The 15308-nt window shown below is 71.4% G+C and carries 19 protein-coding genes; 11 read left to right on the top strand and 8 right to left on the bottom strand.

Annotated features, from left to right (window positions below; genetic code table 11):
- Positions 1–39 precede the first annotated feature (39 nt).
- Positions 40–324: a hypothetical protein gene (locus AC3ZJJ_RS10835; protein ID WP_489891831.1), complete on the top strand. Its 285-nt coding sequence runs from the start codon at positions 40–42 to the stop codon at positions 322–324.
- Here AC3ZJJ_RS10835 and AC3ZJJ_RS10830 read toward each other — a convergent pair.
- Positions 321–875: a universal stress protein gene (locus tag AC3ZJJ_RS10830; protein ID WP_489891830.1), complete on the bottom strand. Its 555-nt coding sequence runs from the start codon at positions 873–875 to the stop codon at positions 321–323. The two genes, AC3ZJJ_RS10835 and AC3ZJJ_RS10830, sit on opposite strands and share 4 nt — an antisense overlap.
- A 169-nt stretch (positions 876–1044) precedes the next feature.
- Between AC3ZJJ_RS10830 and AC3ZJJ_RS10825 the strand changes: the two genes are divergently transcribed.
- From AC3ZJJ_RS10825 to AC3ZJJ_RS10815, 3 genes are all read left to right on the top strand, one after another.
- Positions 1045–1827 carry a glucose 1-dehydrogenase gene (locus AC3ZJJ_RS10825; RefSeq protein WP_489891829.1) on the top strand — a complete coding sequence of 261 codons (783 nt, stop codon included), beginning with the start codon at positions 1045–1047 and terminating at the stop codon, positions 1825–1827.
- 136 nt (positions 1828–1963) lie between these two features.
- Positions 1964–2284: a hypothetical protein gene (locus AC3ZJJ_RS10820; protein WP_489891828.1), complete on the top strand. Its 321-nt coding sequence runs from the start codon at positions 1964–1966 to the stop codon at positions 2282–2284.
- A 63-nt stretch (positions 2285–2347) separates the two neighbouring features.
- A complete protein-coding gene (locus AC3ZJJ_RS10815; protein ID WP_489895801.1) occupies positions 2348–2887 on the top strand; it encodes a GNAT family N-acetyltransferase in 540 nt (179 codons plus the stop codon).
- Positions 2888–2918: 31 nt separating this feature from the next.
- Here the strand turns inward: AC3ZJJ_RS10815 and AC3ZJJ_RS10810 are convergent, their stop codons facing one another.
- Positions 2919–3566: a response regulator gene (locus tag AC3ZJJ_RS10810; RefSeq protein ID WP_489891827.1), complete on the bottom strand. Its 648-nt coding sequence runs from the start codon at positions 3564–3566 to the stop codon at positions 2919–2921.
- A complete protein-coding gene (locus tag AC3ZJJ_RS10805) occupies positions 3563–4909 on the bottom strand; it encodes a sensor histidine kinase (protein WP_489891826.1) in 1347 nt (448 codons plus the stop codon). The genes AC3ZJJ_RS10810 and AC3ZJJ_RS10805 overlap by 4 nt, the downstream gene beginning before the upstream one ends.
- Positions 4910–5073: 164 nt before the next feature.
- On the opposite strand from AC3ZJJ_RS10805, the gene AC3ZJJ_RS10800 reads away from it, so the two are divergent.
- Both AC3ZJJ_RS10800 and AC3ZJJ_RS10795 read left to right on the top strand, forming a co-directional pair.
- A complete protein-coding gene (locus AC3ZJJ_RS10800; RefSeq protein WP_489891825.1) occupies positions 5074–6228 on the top strand; it encodes an ABC transporter permease in 1155 nt (384 codons plus the stop codon).
- 50 nt (positions 6229–6278) lie between these two features.
- On the top strand, positions 6279–6971 hold the full coding sequence (locus AC3ZJJ_RS10795) for an ABC transporter ATP-binding protein (protein ID WP_489891824.1): 693 nt from the start codon (positions 6279–6281) through the stop codon (positions 6969–6971).
- Here AC3ZJJ_RS10795 and AC3ZJJ_RS10790 read toward each other — a convergent pair.
- The 3 genes from AC3ZJJ_RS10790 to AC3ZJJ_RS10780 form a co-directional block, all read right to left on the bottom strand.
- On the bottom strand, positions 6968–8335 hold the full coding sequence (locus AC3ZJJ_RS10790; protein ID WP_489891823.1) for a dihydrolipoyl dehydrogenase family protein: 1368 nt from the start codon (positions 8333–8335) through the stop codon (positions 6968–6970). The genes AC3ZJJ_RS10795 and AC3ZJJ_RS10790 overlap by 4 nt on opposite strands.
- Positions 8336–8367: 32 nt before the next feature.
- Positions 8368–8790 (bottom strand): YkvA family protein, encoded by a 423-nt coding sequence (locus tag AC3ZJJ_RS10785; RefSeq protein WP_489891822.1) that lies wholly within the window; start codon positions 8788–8790, stop codon positions 8368–8370.
- Between the two features lie 64 nt (positions 8791–8854).
- Positions 8855–9388, bottom strand: coding sequence for an HD domain-containing protein (locus tag AC3ZJJ_RS10780; protein ID WP_489891821.1), 534 nt, complete (start codon positions 9386–9388; stop codon positions 8855–8857).
- A 109-nt stretch (positions 9389–9497) separates the two neighbouring features.
- Between AC3ZJJ_RS10780 and AC3ZJJ_RS10775 the strand changes: the two genes are divergently transcribed.
- A complete protein-coding gene (locus AC3ZJJ_RS10775) occupies positions 9498–10001 on the top strand; it encodes a hypothetical protein (RefSeq protein WP_489891820.1) in 504 nt (167 codons plus the stop codon).
- An 84-nt stretch (positions 10002–10085) separates the two neighbouring features.
- On the opposite strand, the gene AC3ZJJ_RS10770 is transcribed toward AC3ZJJ_RS10775, so the two are convergent.
- A complete protein-coding gene (locus tag AC3ZJJ_RS10770; protein ID WP_489891819.1) occupies positions 10086–10529 on the bottom strand; it encodes an arsenate-mycothiol transferase ArsC in 444 nt (147 codons plus the stop codon).
- A 4-nt stretch (positions 10530–10533) separates the two neighbouring features.
- Positions 10534–10923, bottom strand: a complete 390-nt coding sequence (locus AC3ZJJ_RS10765; protein WP_489891818.1) for an ArsR/SmtB family transcription factor — start codon at positions 10921–10923, stop codon at positions 10534–10536.
- Between the two features lie 138 nt (positions 10924–11061).
- Here AC3ZJJ_RS10765 and AC3ZJJ_RS10760 point away from each other — a divergent pair, with 138 nt between their 5' ends.
- From AC3ZJJ_RS10760 to AC3ZJJ_RS10745, 4 genes are all read left to right on the top strand, one after another.
- Complete coding sequence (locus AC3ZJJ_RS10760) at positions 11062–12477, top strand: FAD-dependent oxidoreductase (RefSeq protein ID WP_489891817.1); 1416 nt, start codon at positions 11062–11064, stop codon at positions 12475–12477.
- 133 nt (positions 12478–12610) lie between these two features.
- On the top strand, positions 12611–13714 hold the full coding sequence (arsB, locus tag AC3ZJJ_RS10755; RefSeq protein WP_489891816.1) for an ACR3 family arsenite efflux transporter: 1104 nt from the start codon (positions 12611–12613) through the stop codon (positions 13712–13714).
- Positions 13715–13716: 2 nt separating this feature from the next.
- A complete protein-coding gene (locus tag AC3ZJJ_RS10750; RefSeq protein WP_489891815.1) occupies positions 13717–14160 on the top strand; it encodes an arsenate reductase ArsC in 444 nt (147 codons plus the stop codon).
- Positions 14161–14229: 69 nt separating this feature from the next.
- The gene (locus tag AC3ZJJ_RS10745) at positions 14230–15306 is read left to right on the top strand and encodes a lactonase family protein (RefSeq protein WP_489891814.1); all 1077 of its coding nucleotides are present in this window, start codon (positions 14230–14232) and stop codon (positions 15304–15306) included.
- Positions 15307–15308: the final 2 nt, after the last annotated feature.

The following is a 15308-nucleotide window of genomic DNA, read 5'->3' as shown; positions in this document are numbered from 1 at the left end:
ACTGGGGCGGGTCGCCGGTCACCGAAGGGGACTCCGAACATGAACGACAATCTTTCCGAGGCGCTGGGCATCCTCGGCGACACCGATGCGGACGACGTCGCCCCGCAGGCCCGCGGTCGGCGCGCCCATGCGCGGGTGCTGGCCATGATCGAGATGGCCAGGGAGGCCGAGCGGAACCGCCGCGAACAGCGCATCGCCAACCTGCTGCTCTTGGCCCAACTGGACAAGAAGGACGCCGGCTGGGCCCTCAAGGAGGCCCGCCGGTTGATGGCCGAGGAGTGGGACGCCGAGGACCGGGGCACCCAGGGACGCAACGCCGCCTAGCGGTTGCCCCCTCGAGCGTCGCTCCCTTGGGCGTCGTCGCGCTCCGGCGGCCGCTCCGGCGTGTGGACCACCAGGACCGGGCACCGCGCCCGACCGATGCAGGCGGAACTCACGGACCCGAGCAGCAGCCCGCCGAATCCGCCGTGCCCTCGGCGCCCCAACACCAGTAGCTCGGCACCCTCGCTGGCGCCGACGAGTTCGATCCTGGCGTTGCCGTGCACGGCCCGCGCGTCCACGATCGGCACGGCTTCGGTGCCCCAGACCGATTTGATGGCCAGGCCGAGCGTGTGTTGCGCATGCTCCTTGAAATAGTCGAGGCCCAGCGTAATGTAGCCGTCGTACGGCCGGGGGTATTCGAAGCAGGCGATGGCCTCGATGCGGCACCCGAGCGCCTCCGCCAGCCGCTTGGCGTGGCGCAACGCCTCGAGTGCCGCGTCCGACCCGTCGACGCCGACCACGATCCGGCCTGCCGTCGCCTCGTCGCCCATCGCAGTCTCCGTTCGTGGACTCGTGCCGGTGGTCGCGCGGGCGTCCCCGGCTGGTGCTTCCATGATCTGCCGGTCGCCGCAGAATGCAAGGCCTTGGCGGGAGCCCGGCTTGCATGTGGCGCGGGTCACCCTCCAAGGCCTAGTCAACCGGGAATGTTCGCCGTATTTCATGTGTTTGCATATATACACCGGCCACAAGTCGGCATAAGGAACAGTGGAAGAAGGCACCAACATGCAACGTTTCTCAGGCAAGTCAGTCATCGTCACCGGCGGCGGATCGGGGCTCGGTCTCTCCGCAGCCCTCCAGCTCGCGCGCGAAGGAGCGTTGCTGACCCTGGTCGATCTCAACGAGGCGGGCCTGAAGGAGGCCGAGCGCCAGATCCTCGGCGCCGCGCCGGAGGCGCAGGTCCTGTTGGTCACCGCGAACGTGGCGGACGAGGCCGCCGTCGAGCGCTACGTCGCCGCCGCCGTCGAGCGCTTCGGCACCATCGACGGCTTCTTCAACAACGCCGGCATCGAAGGCAAGCAGAACCTCACGGAGGACTTCGGCTCGGACGAGTTCGCCAAGGTTGTGGCCGTGAACCTGAACGGCGTCTTCTTCGGACTCAAGCACGTGCTGAAGGTGATGAAGGAACAGGGGTCCGGCACGGTGGTCAACACCGCCTCCGTCGGCGGCATCCGCGGCGTCGGCAACCAGTCCGGATACGCCGCGTCCAAGCACGGCGTGGTGGGCCTGACCCGCAACTCCGCCATCGAGTACGGCCAGTTCGGCGTGCAGATCAACGCGATCGCCCCGGGAGCCATCATGACGCCCATGGTGGAGAACTCGCTCAAGCAGATCGACGCCGAAAACTGGGAAGAGGTCGGCAAGTCCTTCGTGGAGCCGAACCCGATGAAGCGTTTCGGCCGGCCGGAGGAGGTCGGCCAGTTGGTAGCCTTCCTACTCTCCGGGGACGCGGGCTTCATCAACGCCGCCGTCATCCCGATCGACGGCGGCCAGTCCTACAAGTACTAGGCCTTCACGCCCCGCGACCGCGCGCAACGAGCCACCGGATCGCCCGTCCCCGCTTGGGGCGGGCGATCCGCCGTCCCGGACCGGCGCGGACGAACCGCCCTGCCCCCCGGCGACGGTCAGCGCATAGGGTGGATCCATGACGACCGAACCCCAGAACAACGGCGGCCACCCCGACGAGGAGCTCTCCGGACTCGTCTCCGAGGACGACCGCCCCGCGGAGAACATCGCCGACGAACAGCAGGACGGCGCGCCCGGCGCGGAGGTGGAGAACAACCCCGCTGGCCTAGGCTCAACGCCGGCGTCCCCCGGCTCGCGGGACCAGGATCCCGACTCGGTGCCCGACGCCGACGACCGCCTCGATGGCACGCGGCGCAATATCGACGGCCTCGTGCCCGGCACCGGCGTGCCGCCCGAGGACGTCTCGGAGTATTCGGCGGGCAGCGACGACGACTCCTAGCGAGCGCCGTCGGCCTCCGTTCTCGGGGCGTGTGTCCGCATGCCCGGCTAAGGTAGCCACGTGATGGCGATGAGTGGCGCACTGGCGCGTGATGTCCACGTCCGGCTGTTGCGCGCGGCGGACGCCGAGGCGCTGGCCGCCGCCTACCGACGCAACCGGGAACACCTCGCGCCGTGGGAGCCGCGCCGGTCGGAGGACTTCTTCACCGTCAAGGGCCAGACCCGCGTGGTCTCCGCGCGACTCGCGCAGCACCGCACCGGCGCCGAGGTTCCCTGGGTCATCGAGGCGGACACCGAGATCATCGGCCTCCTCAGCCTGACGGGGATCGTCCGCGGCCCGTTCCTGAGCGCCAGCCTGGGCTACTGGGTGGACGCCGGGTACACCGGCCGCGGGATCGCCTCGGCGGCCGTCGCCCACGCGACCGAGGCCGCCGCCGGGGAACTGGGCCTCCATCGCCTCCAGGCGGCCACCCTTCCGCACAACACCGCATCGCAGAAGGTGCTCAGGCGTTCGGGCTTCGAGGACATCGGATTCGCGCGCAACTACCTTCAAATCGCCGGTTTGTGGCAGGACCACAGGCTCCACCAGCGCATCCTCTACTGACGCTCCGGAGCTGTGGCGGGCGGACCGGACCCTACGGCCGAATGATGTGGCGCTGCCGGGCCACCGCGATCGCCGCGGTCCGGTTGTCGACGCCCAGCTTGCCGTAGATGTGGACCAGGTGCGTCTTGACCGTCGCCTCCGAGACGAACAACCGCTTGGCGATCGCCCGGTTGGCGAGGCCGGTGGCGAGGAGCCCAAGCAGCTGCAGCTCGCGCGGGGTGAGGGCCGGCGCCGGGTTGCTGATCCGGCCCATCAGCAGGGCCGCCACCTTGGGTGCGAGCGCCGTCTGTCCCGCCGCCGCCGAGGCGACAGCCTGCCTGATCTGTTCCGGGGGCGCATCCTTGAGCATGTACCCGCTGGCGCCCGCCTCCACGGCCGCGAGGATGTCCGCGTCCGTGTCGTACGTGGTCAGGATCAGCACGGCCGGCGGCGCTTGCGTCCCGCGGATCCGTGCCGTAGCGGACACGCCGTCCATGCCCGCTCCCATCTGCAGGTCCATCAGCACGACGTCGACCGGCTCGCCGAGCGTCGCCAGCCGCAGCACCTCGCGGAGCGCCGCCTCGCCGTCGGCCGCCTCCGCGGCGACGACGACGCCCTCGAAGTCCGCCAACATGGCGCGCAATCCGGCGCGGACCACCGGGTGGTCGTCGACGATCAGGACGCGGGTGCTTCCCGTCATGTCGCCCGCTCCGTCCGTTGGGCGCCCGGCGCGCGCTCCGGCGCGGCCAGCGGAAGCCTCACGGCGACCACGGTTCCCTCGCCGGGCGCCGACTCCACGGCCAGCGAACCGCCCAGCGCGCCGACGCGTTCACGCAAGGAGCGCAGGCCGAAGCCGCGCCCGTCCTCGTTGGCCCCCACGCCGGCGACGCCGGCCCCCGGCCCGCTGCTCGACTCGTCCGAATCGAAGCCCGCGCCGTCGTCGTACACGTCGAGCGTCACCTCGGTTCCGAGGAAGGCGAGGGTGAGGACGGCGGTGCCGGCCCGGGCGTGTTCGCGCACGTTGGCGAGGCTCGACTGGGCGGCGCGGAGCAGGGCCACCGAATGCGGCTGCGGCAGTTCCACCGGCTCGCCGTCGACCTCCAGGCGACACGTCACGGCGGCGCCGTGGGCGGCCGCCTCCTCAGCGGTCGACGCGCACAGGCGCCGCAGCGCCTCGACGAGGGTGGAGTCCTCGAGTCGGGGGGAGAGCCCCCGCACGAAGCCCCTCGCCTCCGCCAGGTTCTCGGCGGCCGTCTGCCGTACGAGGGACATCCGCTCGGCCGCCGCGGCCCCGTCGCCGCCCTGCAGCGACCGTTCCGCCGCCCGCGCCACCAGAACGATGCTGGACAGTCCCTGCGCCAGGGTGTCGTGGATCTCGCGGGCCAGCCGCCCGCGCTCGGCCAGCACCCCTGCCTCGTGCTGCGACGACGCGAGGGCGGCCCGCGTGCGGCGCAACTCGTCCGCGGCGCGGCGCTGGAACTCCGCCTCGGCGTAGAGGGCCCGGTAGGCGAGACCCATCACCACGGCGAAAGCGGCGCCGAAGACCGGGCCCAACACCATGGCCAGGTGTGGCGCCGGGAGGCCGCTGCCGACCCACTGGGCGGCGACGACGGCCGCGGTCATCGCGGCGATGGCGGGCAGTGCTACCCGGCGCGGCAGCAGGTGCAGGTGCAGGAAAAAGATGGGGAAGGCCAGCCAGGAGAAGTCCGGGCTCCCGGCGAGCAGGACGGCCCAGAGCCCGGTGACGGCGGCGAGCCAGGCAAACCCGTGGCGGCGCGGGTCGAAGCCGGACGCGCCGCTGGCGTGACGCTTCTCCAACACGGTTCCCGCGACGTACACGCCGGCCAGCAGCAGGGCCGCCGCGGACCAGGCGTACCGCGCCCCGCGGGCGTCCGCGCCGGGCGTGTCCGCGAGGTGGAGGCGGAGGATGGCGACGGCCAGGAGGACGGCGAACCCCACGTGGAGGGCCACCCGCAGGGCGCGAAGGATCGTGGCGATCGATGGCGACGCGTCGGGGGTGGCGCGAGGCTCCGGGGCAGGCATTGCACCAGCCTATGCCGCGGTGGCGCGGCGGGGATCAACCGAACGGTTGACCCGGGCATCAACCGGATGTCCCGCCTGGATCAACCGACGGCCCGATGTCCGCGGCGGCGCCGCACGGGAGAGTCGAGGGGTAGCCATCCAGTCCCGACCGGAAGAAGTCCACCGTGTTCCTTGCCCTGCGCGACCTCCGATTTGCCAAGGGACGCTTCGCCCTGATGGGCGTCGTCGTCGCCCTGATCACCCTGCTGCTCGTGATGCTGTCCGGCCTCTCCGCCGGGCTGGGCGACCAGTCCACGTCGGCCATCGACCGGCTCGGCGAGACCGGCGAAAACACCGCCGTGGACAGGATCGTCTTCGGCGCCGCCGAGGGGGGCGAACCCACGGCGTCGTTCACCGAGAGCCAGGTCTCGGCGGAGCAGGTGCGGCGGTGGGACGACCAGCCCGGCGTGCTGCGCGCGGAGCCGCTGGGAATCGGCCAGAGCCGCCTTCAGGGTGTGCCCGGGGGCGGGGGCACCGCGGGGACCGCGAACGTTGCCGTCTTCGGAGTCGACGGGGGCAGCCCGCTGTCGCCGCTCCCGGTCCGCGAAGGTGCCGTGGTGATCGGCGAAACCGTCGCGGAGGACCTGGGGCTGGACGTGGGGGACCGGGCCAGCGTCGGCGGGCTGGACCTGACCGTCGGCGGCATCGTCGCGGACCGGTGGTACTCGCACACCAGCGTGGTCTGGACCGCCCTGCCCACATGGGCCTCGCTGTCGCACGTGGGCGTTTCCGGGCAGGTCGGCACCGTCGCGGCGGTCACGTACGACGACGGCGTGTCCGCCGGTGCGGCCAACGGCACGTCGAATGGCGGGGCAGTGGACGTGGACACGGCGGACCGGGCGGCGGGCACGGTGAGCGCCACGCGCACCGGATCCTTCCAGGCCCTGGGTTCCTACAAGAGCGAAAACGGTTCGCTGCTGATGATGCAGGGTTTCCTATACGGCATCTCGGCCCTGGTCATCGTCGCGTTCCTGACCGTGTGGACGGTCCAGCGCACCCGCGACATCGCCGTGCTGAAGGCGCTGGGCGCCTCCGGGGGCTACGTCCTGCGCGACGCGATGACCCAGGCCGCCGTGGTCCTGCTGGCCGGCGCCGGGGTCGGCGGGGCGATCGGAGTCGCGGGCGGGATCCTGGCCGCGCGTGCCGCGCCTTTCCTCGTCACCCCATCCACCACGCTCCTGCCCGTGGCGGGCATCGTCGCCCTGGGCCTCGTCGGTGCGGCGCTCGCCGTTCGCCGCGTCACCAAGGTCGACGCCCTCATCGCCCTCGGCGGCAACTGAGACCCCGATCCCAACCCGCACCCACCCGCCCCGCACCGAAAGGCAACCACATGTCCGCCGCACTGAATCTTTCCAACGTCACCCTCGAATACCCCGACGGCGAGGGCACCATCAAGGCGCTCGACGACGTCGACCTCGCCGTCGACGCGGGCCGGCTGCTCGCACTCGTGGGCCCGTCCGGATCGGGCAAGTCGAGCCTCCTGGCCGTCGCCGCGACGCTGGTCCGTCCCACGGGAGGGCGCGTCGCCATCGACGGGCTGGACGCCGCGGGGCTGCGGCACGGCGAACTGGCGGCCCTGCGGCGGGACACGGTCGGCATCGTCTTCCAGCAGCCGAACCTGTTGGCCTCGCTGACAGCGCAGGAGCAACTGGTGATCGGCGACCACCTGCGCGGCAAGCCACTTCGGGCGGCCCGGGAGAAGGCGCGCGAGCTGCTCGCCGTCGTCGGGCTTTCGGAATCGTCGGGCAGGCGTCCGCACCAGCTCTCCGGTGGCCAGCGCCAGCGGGTGAACATCGCCCGGGCGCTGATGGGCTCGCCCAAGGTGCTGCTCGTCGACGAGCCGACGGCGGCGCTGGACCACGGGCGGAGCGAAGCCGTTGTCCGGTTGATCCGCCGGGTGACGGACGATTTCGGGGTGGCCACCGTGATGGTTACGCACGATGTCGAGTTTGTTCCGCTCGCCGACTCCGTCGCGACCATGCGTGACGGCCGGCTCACGGCCCCCGCGCCGGCCTTTACCTAGAAGTCGAATTCGTTGAGGGCCGCCAGATAGGCCTCGTGGAAGGTGGGGAACTGGGCCACCTGGTCGCGCAGGAGTTCGATGGGCAGTTCCGCGCGGACGGCCAGCGCCGCGTAGTGGATCCACTCGCCGGCCTGCGGTCCCACGGCCCACGCGCCCACGAGGACCTTGCGGTCGACGTCGGCAAGCAGCCCGAGGGCGGCGCTGGGCTCGCGCTCGTACGTCCACGGGCGGGCGAGAGCGGCGGCGACGTCCAGCTCCACGCCGCGGACGTTGAGCCCGTTGTGTTCGGCCTCCCGCCGGGTGAGTCCCACGCAGGCGATCTCCGGGATGCCGAAGACCACGCGCGGGATGCCCGCGTAGGTGGCCTCGCGGTCGCGGCCGAGGATGTTGTCCGCCGCGACCCGCCCCTGGTACTTGGCGACGTGGGTGAACGCGAGCTTGCCGGTCACGTCGCCGATCGCCCACACGCCGTCCGCGGCGCGGCAGCGCGAATCCACAACAACCTCGCCCTTCGGGCCCAGCTCGGCGCCCAGCAAGTCCAGTCCGAGTCCCGCGGTGCGGGCCTTCCGGCCGGTTGCGAAGACCACGACGTCGGCCGCGAGGGTGGTGCCGCCGTCGATTTCGACGTCGCTTTCCAGTTCCAGCACGCTGTCTCCGCCATCGCGGCGGGCGCGGGCGGGAGACGCGCCGAGCACCACCCGGACGCCGGAATCCTCCAGGTATTGCAGGGCCAGCTCGCCGACTCGCGGTTCCTCCCTGCCCAGGACGGTGCCGCCGCGGTGCACCAGCGTTACGTCGACGCCGAAGCGGGCGAGGAACGTCGCCGTCTCGATGCCCACGGCGCTGCCGCCGACGATGATGGCGCGGCGCGGAAGTGTGGTGGCCGTGTAGGTCTCGCGGTTGGTCCACGCCGTGATCTCTCCGATCCCCGGAAGGTCCGGCAGCACGGGGACGGTTCCGGTGGCGACGACGATGTGCTTGGCCCTGAGTTCGCGCCCACCGGCAACCACGCGTCCGGGACCCACCGCGCGGCCGGCGTCCTTGATGACCGTGGCGCCTTGGTCGGCGTAGCCGCTGACCTGTGCGGCGTCGTCGAGGTGCCGGATCATGGTGTCGCGGTAGTCGCTGGCGTCGCGCCAATCCAGGGTGGCGCCGTCGACGCCGGCCGCGCGATCCGCCTCGGACCGGGCCTCCGCGGGACGCAGCAGGGTTTTGGAGGGGATGCACGCCCAGTAGCCGCACTCGCCCCCGATGAGTTCGCGCTCAACGACGGCGACCTTCAGTCCTGCGCCGATGAGTTGGCTGGCCGCGACCTCGCCGCCGGGTCCCATGCCAAGGATGATCGCATCGAAAGTGTGGTTCATGACCCCACGGTCTCACGGCGGCCGGCGGAGGCCTACGGGTCGGTCGCCCGAATGCCGGCGAGCCGTTCGACGACCGCCAGCCCGGACGGGGTTCCGGGCCAATGCCGGCGCAGGGCACTTGGGCCCGCGGACCGGACCACCGAGCGCAGCGCGAGCGCGAGGACGACGACGTCGTCCGCGTAGCCGATCACGGGCAGGAAGTCCGGCACCAGGTCCAGTGGGAACAGCAGGTACGCCAGCAACAGTCCCAGTTTCACGCGAACCCCCAGCGGGAGTTGCGGATCGGCGGCCATCCGCCGGATGGTGCGGAGGAGATCCGGGAGCAGTCGCAGCGCGTCGGTCATGGCGACCGTGTCGGGGTGCCGGCGTGCGTAGGCCCACAGCGACAGGAGCATGGCGGCGTACACGGCGAGGAGCCCGGCGAGGACGCCGATCAGCGTCCCCCAGACGTCCATCAGCGGCTCCGTCCCGGGGCGCGGTATCCGATGCCGCGTTTCGGCTCGCGGGCCCGTCCCCGGCTCACGCGCGCAGGATCTCCAGGGCGTGCGCGTACCTCCCGGCCAGGCGCCCGGCCTTACCCGGATCCGTGGCGCGCAGGGCCCGGACGCGCTCCGGATCGGTGTTGTCTGCGATGTCGGCGAGCTTGACGGCGAGCGCCACGGGGCTGGATCGGATGGCCCGGTAGTAGTCGTCCGCGTCGATGTCCGGCGTGCGCGTCAGCAACACGACGGCTGCAACGACCTCCTCGGAGATGCCGGCCTTCAGCAGGTCCTCGCCGCTGATTCCGCAGTCCTCGATGGTGTCGTGAAGCCAGGCCGCGGCGACCTCCGCGGGCCCGGAGAGCCGCGCGGCGACCCGGGCAGGGTGCGTGATGTAGTCGGCACCCGTTTTGTCCGTCTGGCCGCGGTGCGCGATGGTCGCGACCGCTCGCGCCGCGGAGACCTGCGGGTGTTCCGCCGGGGCGCCACCGCTCGCCCCGCCGGATGCCGGGGAGGGCGTCGGGGTGGGCGTCGGCGGTGCGTCGCTGGCGTGGTTCCTGGATGGTGCGTGCATGGGGCCTCCCGGCTGATGGCCGGCGGCGGTACCGCCGACATTCCGAATCTACCCGGAGGTCCCGACGGTATGCGGCCAACCTGTCGGAGGTCCTCCGTAGCCTCGAAGCATGACGGAGACACCGGTGAGGGAGACGCTGGAGGGGCCCGCCGCGCGGGCCACGTTCACCAAGCGGGACCTGGACGCCCTCGAACAGCTGATTGAGCAGTTCCGGCCGGAGGTCGCGCTCGAATGGCTGCTGGACGTGGACGACGTGAACAGCGGCTGGAACGAGCTTGAGCACGTAGGGCAGATTGCCGAACTGGTGCACCGCATCGGCGACGGCGATTGGATGGTGGTCAAGACCAAGGAGCACGATCCGCGGCAGCGGTACGCCCAGCTGATGGGAAACGGGGAGCGGTTCCACGTGGAAGTCGCCGTCACGCAGCCAGACGGGGTCCACAATTTCCGCATGGGCTACGGCGAAGGCTCCGTCAGCGAGGGCAACTGTCCGGGAACCGGTCCGGGCGAGAGCCAGTGGCTGACCCGGGAAGACGCGATCGACGTTGTCTCCGCGTGGGCGCGGGGCGGCCGCTTCCTCCCCGGTTACGGCGCCTGCCTGCACCTGTACTAGGAACCCGCCCACCCCGTGTTCCCCGCCGACCCCGTATTCTCGCCGGCTCCGTGTTCCACTCGGCGCCGTGGTCCGGGAGGGGAGTCAGGCGGGAGCGTCGCCGGACAGCAGCCGGTCCTTGAGCTCGAGGACCCGCCGGTTGAAGTCGTCGCGGACCAGCTCCATGCGCTCGCGGCCTCCGATGCCGCGCAGCGAGGGTTCGTCCGTCTCCCACCGTTCGATCCGGACGCCGTCGACCGGATCGACTTGTGCCTCCGCGCCCAAGACAACAACAAGTCCGGCGCGGCGCATGCTGTCCTTCGTCAGCGCCGTGGGGTGCTCGTTCCGGATGTCTGCGCCGAGTTCGAGGAGCACTTCCGCGGAGAGTGCGTTGATCTCCGTCCCGGGCTGCGTCCCGGGCTGCGTCCCGGCGGAGGAGACGTCGACGGAGTCGCCGGCCTCGAGACGCATCAGGCCGGCGGCCATCTGGGACTTGCCGCCATTCTTCCGGCAGACGAAAAGTACGGCGGGCTTGGTGTGCGTGCTCACGGTGCTACGACCTTCGGGTCAGGGTGGACGCCAGACCCTCCAGAGCGCCCGGGACCAGGGAATAGTAGGCCCAGACGCCGCGCTTCTCGCGATGCAGGATGCCCGCATCTACGAGGATCTTCAGATGGTGCGAGACCGTGGGCTGGCCCAGGTCCAGGGGTTCGGACAAGTCGCAAACGCATGCCTCGGAGCCGGCGCTGGAGGAAACCATCGACACGATGCGCAGGCGGTTCGGGTCCGCCAGCGCCTTGAAGCGTGCGGCCAGCACACCCGCCTCGACCGCCCCAAGCGCCAAAGCACCCTGGGCCGGGACGCAACAGGCCGCGTCGTCGGCGCCGTCTTCGGCAACCGCGAGTCCGGGGGCGTCGGGTGCCGCGTGGTCAGCCAATGGCATGGTTCCTCCTGTGCGTCGCTACCTCCGCCCAGCCGCCACGGAGATTGACATCCATCGATGTCTGGAAGCATACTCGATCCATCGATATCCGTCGATGTTTCTTAGCCGGCCGGCCGGCGCGCCACCATGGAGGTTCCGATGGGCCACGTTGAACCCGACTCCCTTCCCGTCGTCGTCATCGGGGCCGGGCCGGTCGGGCTGGCGGCCGCGGCCCACCTTTTGGAGCGCGGGCTGAAGCCACTGGTGTTCGAGTCCGGCCCGGCGGCCGGGGCGGCCGTCGCGGGCTGGGGCCACGTTCGCCTGTTCTCTCCGTGGCGCTACAACATCGATGCCGCGTCCCGGCGCCTGCTGGCGGCGGCCGGCCGGGCAGAGCCCGCCCCGGACGCGCTGCCGAGCGGCGGAGACCTCGTACGCGACTATCTGGAACCGCTCGCCCAACTGCCGGCAATCGCCGCGGCACTGCGCACCTCGACGCGTGTCCTGGCCGTCTCCCGGCTCGGTCTGGACAAAACGCGATCGAAGGGCCGCGAGGACACCCCGTTTCTCGTGCGCGTGAGCCTGCCCGACGGGACCATCGAGGACCACGCGGCGCGGGCCGTCATCGACGCCTCCGGGACATGGCACACCGCCAACCCCCTGGGCCAGGCCGGACTCGCCGCGCCCGGCGAGAACGAGGCGCTCGCCGCCGGCCTGATCACCGCCCCGCTGCCCGACGTCGCGGGCCGGGACCGCCAGCGCTTCGCCGGCCGGCACACGCTCGTAGTGGGGGCGGGACACTCGGCGGCGAACACGCTGCTGGGCCTGTGCGAACTCGCGGCGGAGGCGCCGGGAACGCGGATCACCTGGGCCGTCCGGGGACGATCGGTCTCCCGCGCCTACGGCGGCGGCGCAGCAGACGGGCTCCCGGCCCGCGGCGCTCTCGGCGCGAGGCTGCGCTCGCTCGTGAAGACCGGTGCCATCGACGTCCGCACCTCCTTCGCCATCACCGGTTTCACGGTCGCGGACCGGCTCGGTGTCCGGGGATCGACTCCGGGCGGGGAGCAGCTGCTGTCCGTGGACCTGCTCGTCCCGGCCACCGGCTTCCGTCCGGACCTGGACATCCTGCGGGAACTGCGGCTGGACCTGGATCCCGCGGTCGAGTCTCCCAAGGCGTTGGGCCCGCTGATCGATCCCGAATTCCACAGCTGCGGCACGGTCGAGCCGCACGGCCAGGCCATTCTGGCCCACCCGGAACGCGACTTCTACATCGTTGGCACAAAGAGCTACGGGCGGGCCCCAACCTTCCTGATGGCTACCGGCTACGAGCAGGTGCGCTCCATCGCCGCAGCCCTCGCCGGCGATCGGCGTGCCGCGGAGCGTGTGGAGCTGGTCCTGCCCGAGACGGGCGTGTGTTCCGGCGACGTCGGCGTCAGCAGCGCGACGTCGGCGGCAGAGGACACCCCCAAGGCCGCCCCGGCGGGGGCGGCCGCCTGCTGCGGCACCCCCCCGGATCCGGTCCTGGTCGGCTTCCCGACCGGATTCGACCACGGGCGGTCTGCCGACCCGGACCGCTAGACGGCATGGCGTGGGCCGCGCCCGCCCGCGGGCGCGGCCCGACGAAACGTCCCACCACGCTCAAACCGCCGATCCGCCGCAGACTTCATCCATCGACCATCCCGATGCCCACACACCCTGGAGAGAACACCACGTGACGAACACTGCCACCTCCGCGCCCGCGGACACCGGGCGCATCACCTCCAAGCTGTCGTTGCTCGACCGCTACCTGGCCGTGTGGATCCTCGGCGCCATGGCACTGGGCCTCGGCCTGGGCCGCCTGGTCCCCGGCCTCGGCGGTGCGCTGGACTCCGTGAAGGTCGCCGGCGTCTCGCTGCCGATCGCCCTGGGCCTGCTGGTGATGATGTACCCCGTCCTGGCCAAGGTGCGCTACAACGAAACGCGCCGCGTCGTCGGCGACCGCAGGCTGATGGTCACGTCGCTGGTCATCAACTGGATCCTGGCACCGGCCTTTATGTTCGCCCTCGCGTGGCTGTTCCTGCCGGACCTGCCCGAGTACCGGACCGGCCTGATCATCGTCGGCTTGGCCCGCTGCATCGCCATGGTCCTGATCTGGAACGACCTGGCCTGCGGGGACCGCGAAGCCGCCGCCGTCCTGGTGGCCATCAACTCCGTCTTCCAGGTCTTCGCGTTCGGCGTCCTCGGCTGGTTCTACCTCCAGCTGCTGCCGGCCTGGCTGGGACTGCCCACCACCTCCGCCGGGTTCTCCGTCTGGGCCATCACGCTCTCGGTCCTCGTCTTCCTCGGCATCCCGCTGATCGCCGGGTTCCTGACCCGCACCCTGGGGGAGCGCGCCAAGGGGCGCGAGTGGTACGAGGCCAAGTTCCTGCCCAGGATCGGGCCGTGGGCGCTCTACGGGCTCCTGTTCACGATTGTGGTCCTGTTCGCGCTGCAGGGGGACACGATCGTCGCCAAGCCCCTCGACGTGGCCCGGATCGCCCTGCCCCTGCTGGTCTACTTCGCCGTCGTCTTCGGCGCCAGCATGCTGATCGGCCGCGCCCTGGGCATGGGATACGAGCGCACCACCACGTTGGCCTTCACGGCCGCCGGCAACAACTTCGAGCTGGCCATCGCGGTGGCCATTGCGACGTTCGGCGTCGCGAGCGGGCAGGCCCTGGCCGGCGTCGTCGGACCGCTGATCGAGGTTCCCGTGCTCGTGGGCCTCGTTTACGTCGCCCTCTGGTCCCGCAAGTATTTCCCCGCCCCCGCCCCCACCGTCCCGACCGTAAAGGCCTGACCATGGAAAACAGCACCCCCGCCACCGCGACCACCGCCGACAAGCCCTCGGTCCTCTTCGTGTGTGTCCACAATGCGGGCCGATCCCAGATGGCCGCCGCGTTCCTCGCCACACTCGGCGGCGGCCGCATCGAGGTCCGCTCCGCCGGGTCCCAGCCCGCGGACAGCATCAATCCCGCCGCGGTGGACGCCATGGCCGAGGTCGGGATCGACATGTCCGCCGAAACCCCCAAGGTCCTGACCACCGGGGCCGTCAAGGCGTCCGACGTCGTGATCACCATGGGCTGCGGCGACGAGTGCCCGTTCTTTCCCGGCAAGCGCTACGAGGACTGGGTCCTCGAGGACCCGGCCGGCAAGGGGGTCGAATCGGTTCGGCCAATCCGCGACGACATCAAGGGGCGCGTCGAGGAGCTCATCGCCTCGCTGCTGCCCGACGCGCGGCCGTAGCGCTCGACCCTCCTCGGACGCACGCCCTAGGCTGGGCGGGACACCGCCCGCCAGCAGAAGGAAGCCTTGATGAGCGACGCACCCACGAGCACCGTCCACGTATACGTTTCCTGCCCGGAGGGCGGCGCGGTCGACGGCTTCGACCTGGACACGGGCACCGGCAGGCTGTCACGCGCGTCGCGGCAGGAGGGGCAGCAAAAGGTCGGGTGCCTGGCCACGGACACGGCGCGGGGACTCATCCATGCCGGCCGAAACCAGACGCCCCCCGCCGTGGCGACGCTGAGGATCGCCGAGGGGGGCACGCTGGTCGCGGCCGAGACCGCGCCGCTGGTCGCACGCACGGCCTACCTCTCGGTGGACCCGCGCGGGGAGTGGCTCTTCAACGCCTCCTACCACGACGACGTCGTGCTCGCCCTGCCGCTCGACGGCGACGGCACGGTGGGAGACGGCCAGCCGGTGCGGCTGACGCCCGGGGGCAAGGCGCACTGCGTGCTGCCCAGCTCCGACGGCGCCTTCGTCTACGCGACCTCGCTCGCCGACGACCGCATCGTCTGGTACCGCCGGACCGCGTCGTCCTTCGAGGAGGCGGGCAGCGTGGCGTCCGCCCCGGGGTCCGGCCCGCGTCACCTGCGCTTTTCCGCCTCCGGCGACGTGCTCTACGCGATCCACGAAATGTCCGGAACGGTGGCCGTGTTCGGCCGCGACGCCCAGACCGGCGATCTGCGGGAGCTGCAGGTCGTTTCGTCGATCCCCGAAGACCTCGGACTGGTGCCCGGCCGCGCGCGCGGCTCCGATGTTCCCGACCCCGGCCCCGACGCGATCTGGTGCTCCGACGTCCAACTGGGCGCGGGCGGCCGGTTCCTGTTCACCACGGAACGGTCCTCGAGCACGGTCTCCGCGTTCGCGGTCGACCCGGAGAACGGGACGCTCACCTTCCTGCGGACGACCGAGACCGAGACCCAGCCGCGCGGGGCCGCCGTGGATCCGACCGGCGAATTCCTGTTGGTGTGCGGTCAGGTGTCCAACCACGTGAGCGCCTACCGCATCGGCAACGACGGCCTGCTCGAGGCGACCGACAGGGCGTCCACCTCGCCCGGCCCCATGTGGATCGAGACGGTGGCTGCGGCCGGGGGCGCTTCGGCCTAGGG

The organism is Arthrobacter sp. AOP29-A2-19 (assembly GCF_058138025.1).
The sequence above is the reverse complement of the archived record's forward strand: the minus strand, read 5'-3'. Positions and strand labels throughout refer to the sequence as shown.

Excerpts from the sequence above, each read along its gene's own strand:
- AC3ZJJ_RS10760 (WP_489891817.1), top strand. The coding sequence starts at position 11,062 with ATGGGCCACGTTGAACCCGACTCCCTTCCCGTCGTCGTCATCGGGGCC.
- AC3ZJJ_RS10825 (WP_489891829.1), top strand. The coding sequence starts at position 1,045 with ATGCAACGTTTCTCAGGCAAGTCAGTCATCGTCACCGGCGGCGGATCG.
- AC3ZJJ_RS10835 (WP_489891831.1), top strand. The coding sequence starts at position 40 with ATGAACGACAATCTTTCCGAGGCGCTGGGCATCCTCGGCGACACCGAT.
- AC3ZJJ_RS10830 (WP_489891830.1), bottom strand. The coding sequence starts at position 875 with ATGGAAGCACCAGCCGGGGACGCCCGCGCGACCACCGGCACGAGTCCA.
- AC3ZJJ_RS10775 (WP_489891820.1), top strand. The coding sequence starts at position 9,498 with ATGACGGAGACACCGGTGAGGGAGACGCTGGAGGGGCCCGCCGCGCGG.
- AC3ZJJ_RS10790 (WP_489891823.1), bottom strand. The coding sequence starts at position 8,335 with ATGAACCACACTTTCGATGCGATCATCCTTGGCATGGGACCCGGCGGC.
- AC3ZJJ_RS10785 (WP_489891822.1), bottom strand. The coding sequence starts at position 8,790 with ATGGACGTCTGGGGGACGCTGATCGGCGTCCTCGCCGGGCTCCTCGCC.
- AC3ZJJ_RS10765 (WP_489891818.1), bottom strand. The coding sequence starts at position 10,923 with ATGCCATTGGCTGACCACGCGGCACCCGACGCCCCCGGACTCGCGGTT.
- AC3ZJJ_RS10820 (WP_489891828.1), top strand. The coding sequence starts at position 1,964 with ATGACGACCGAACCCCAGAACAACGGCGGCCACCCCGACGAGGAGCTC.
- AC3ZJJ_RS10795 (WP_489891824.1), top strand. The coding sequence starts at position 6,279 with ATGTCCGCCGCACTGAATCTTTCCAACGTCACCCTCGAATACCCCGAC.
- AC3ZJJ_RS10750 (WP_489891815.1), top strand. The coding sequence starts at position 13,717 with ATGGAAAACAGCACCCCCGCCACCGCGACCACCGCCGACAAGCCCTCG.
- AC3ZJJ_RS10745 (WP_489891814.1), top strand. The coding sequence starts at position 14,230 with ATGAGCGACGCACCCACGAGCACCGTCCACGTATACGTTTCCTGCCCG.
- AC3ZJJ_RS10810 (WP_489891827.1), bottom strand. The coding sequence starts at position 3,566 with ATGACGGGAAGCACCCGCGTCCTGATCGTCGACGACCACCCGGTGGTC.
- AC3ZJJ_RS10805 (WP_489891826.1), bottom strand. The coding sequence starts at position 4,909 with ATGCCTGCCCCGGAGCCTCGCGCCACCCCCGACGCGTCGCCATCGATC.
- AC3ZJJ_RS10780 (WP_489891821.1), bottom strand. The coding sequence starts at position 9,388 with ATGCACGCACCATCCAGGAACCACGCCAGCGACGCACCGCCGACGCCC.
- AC3ZJJ_RS10815 (WP_489895801.1), top strand. The coding sequence starts at position 2,348 with ATGGCGATGAGTGGCGCACTGGCGCGTGATGTCCACGTCCGGCTGTTG.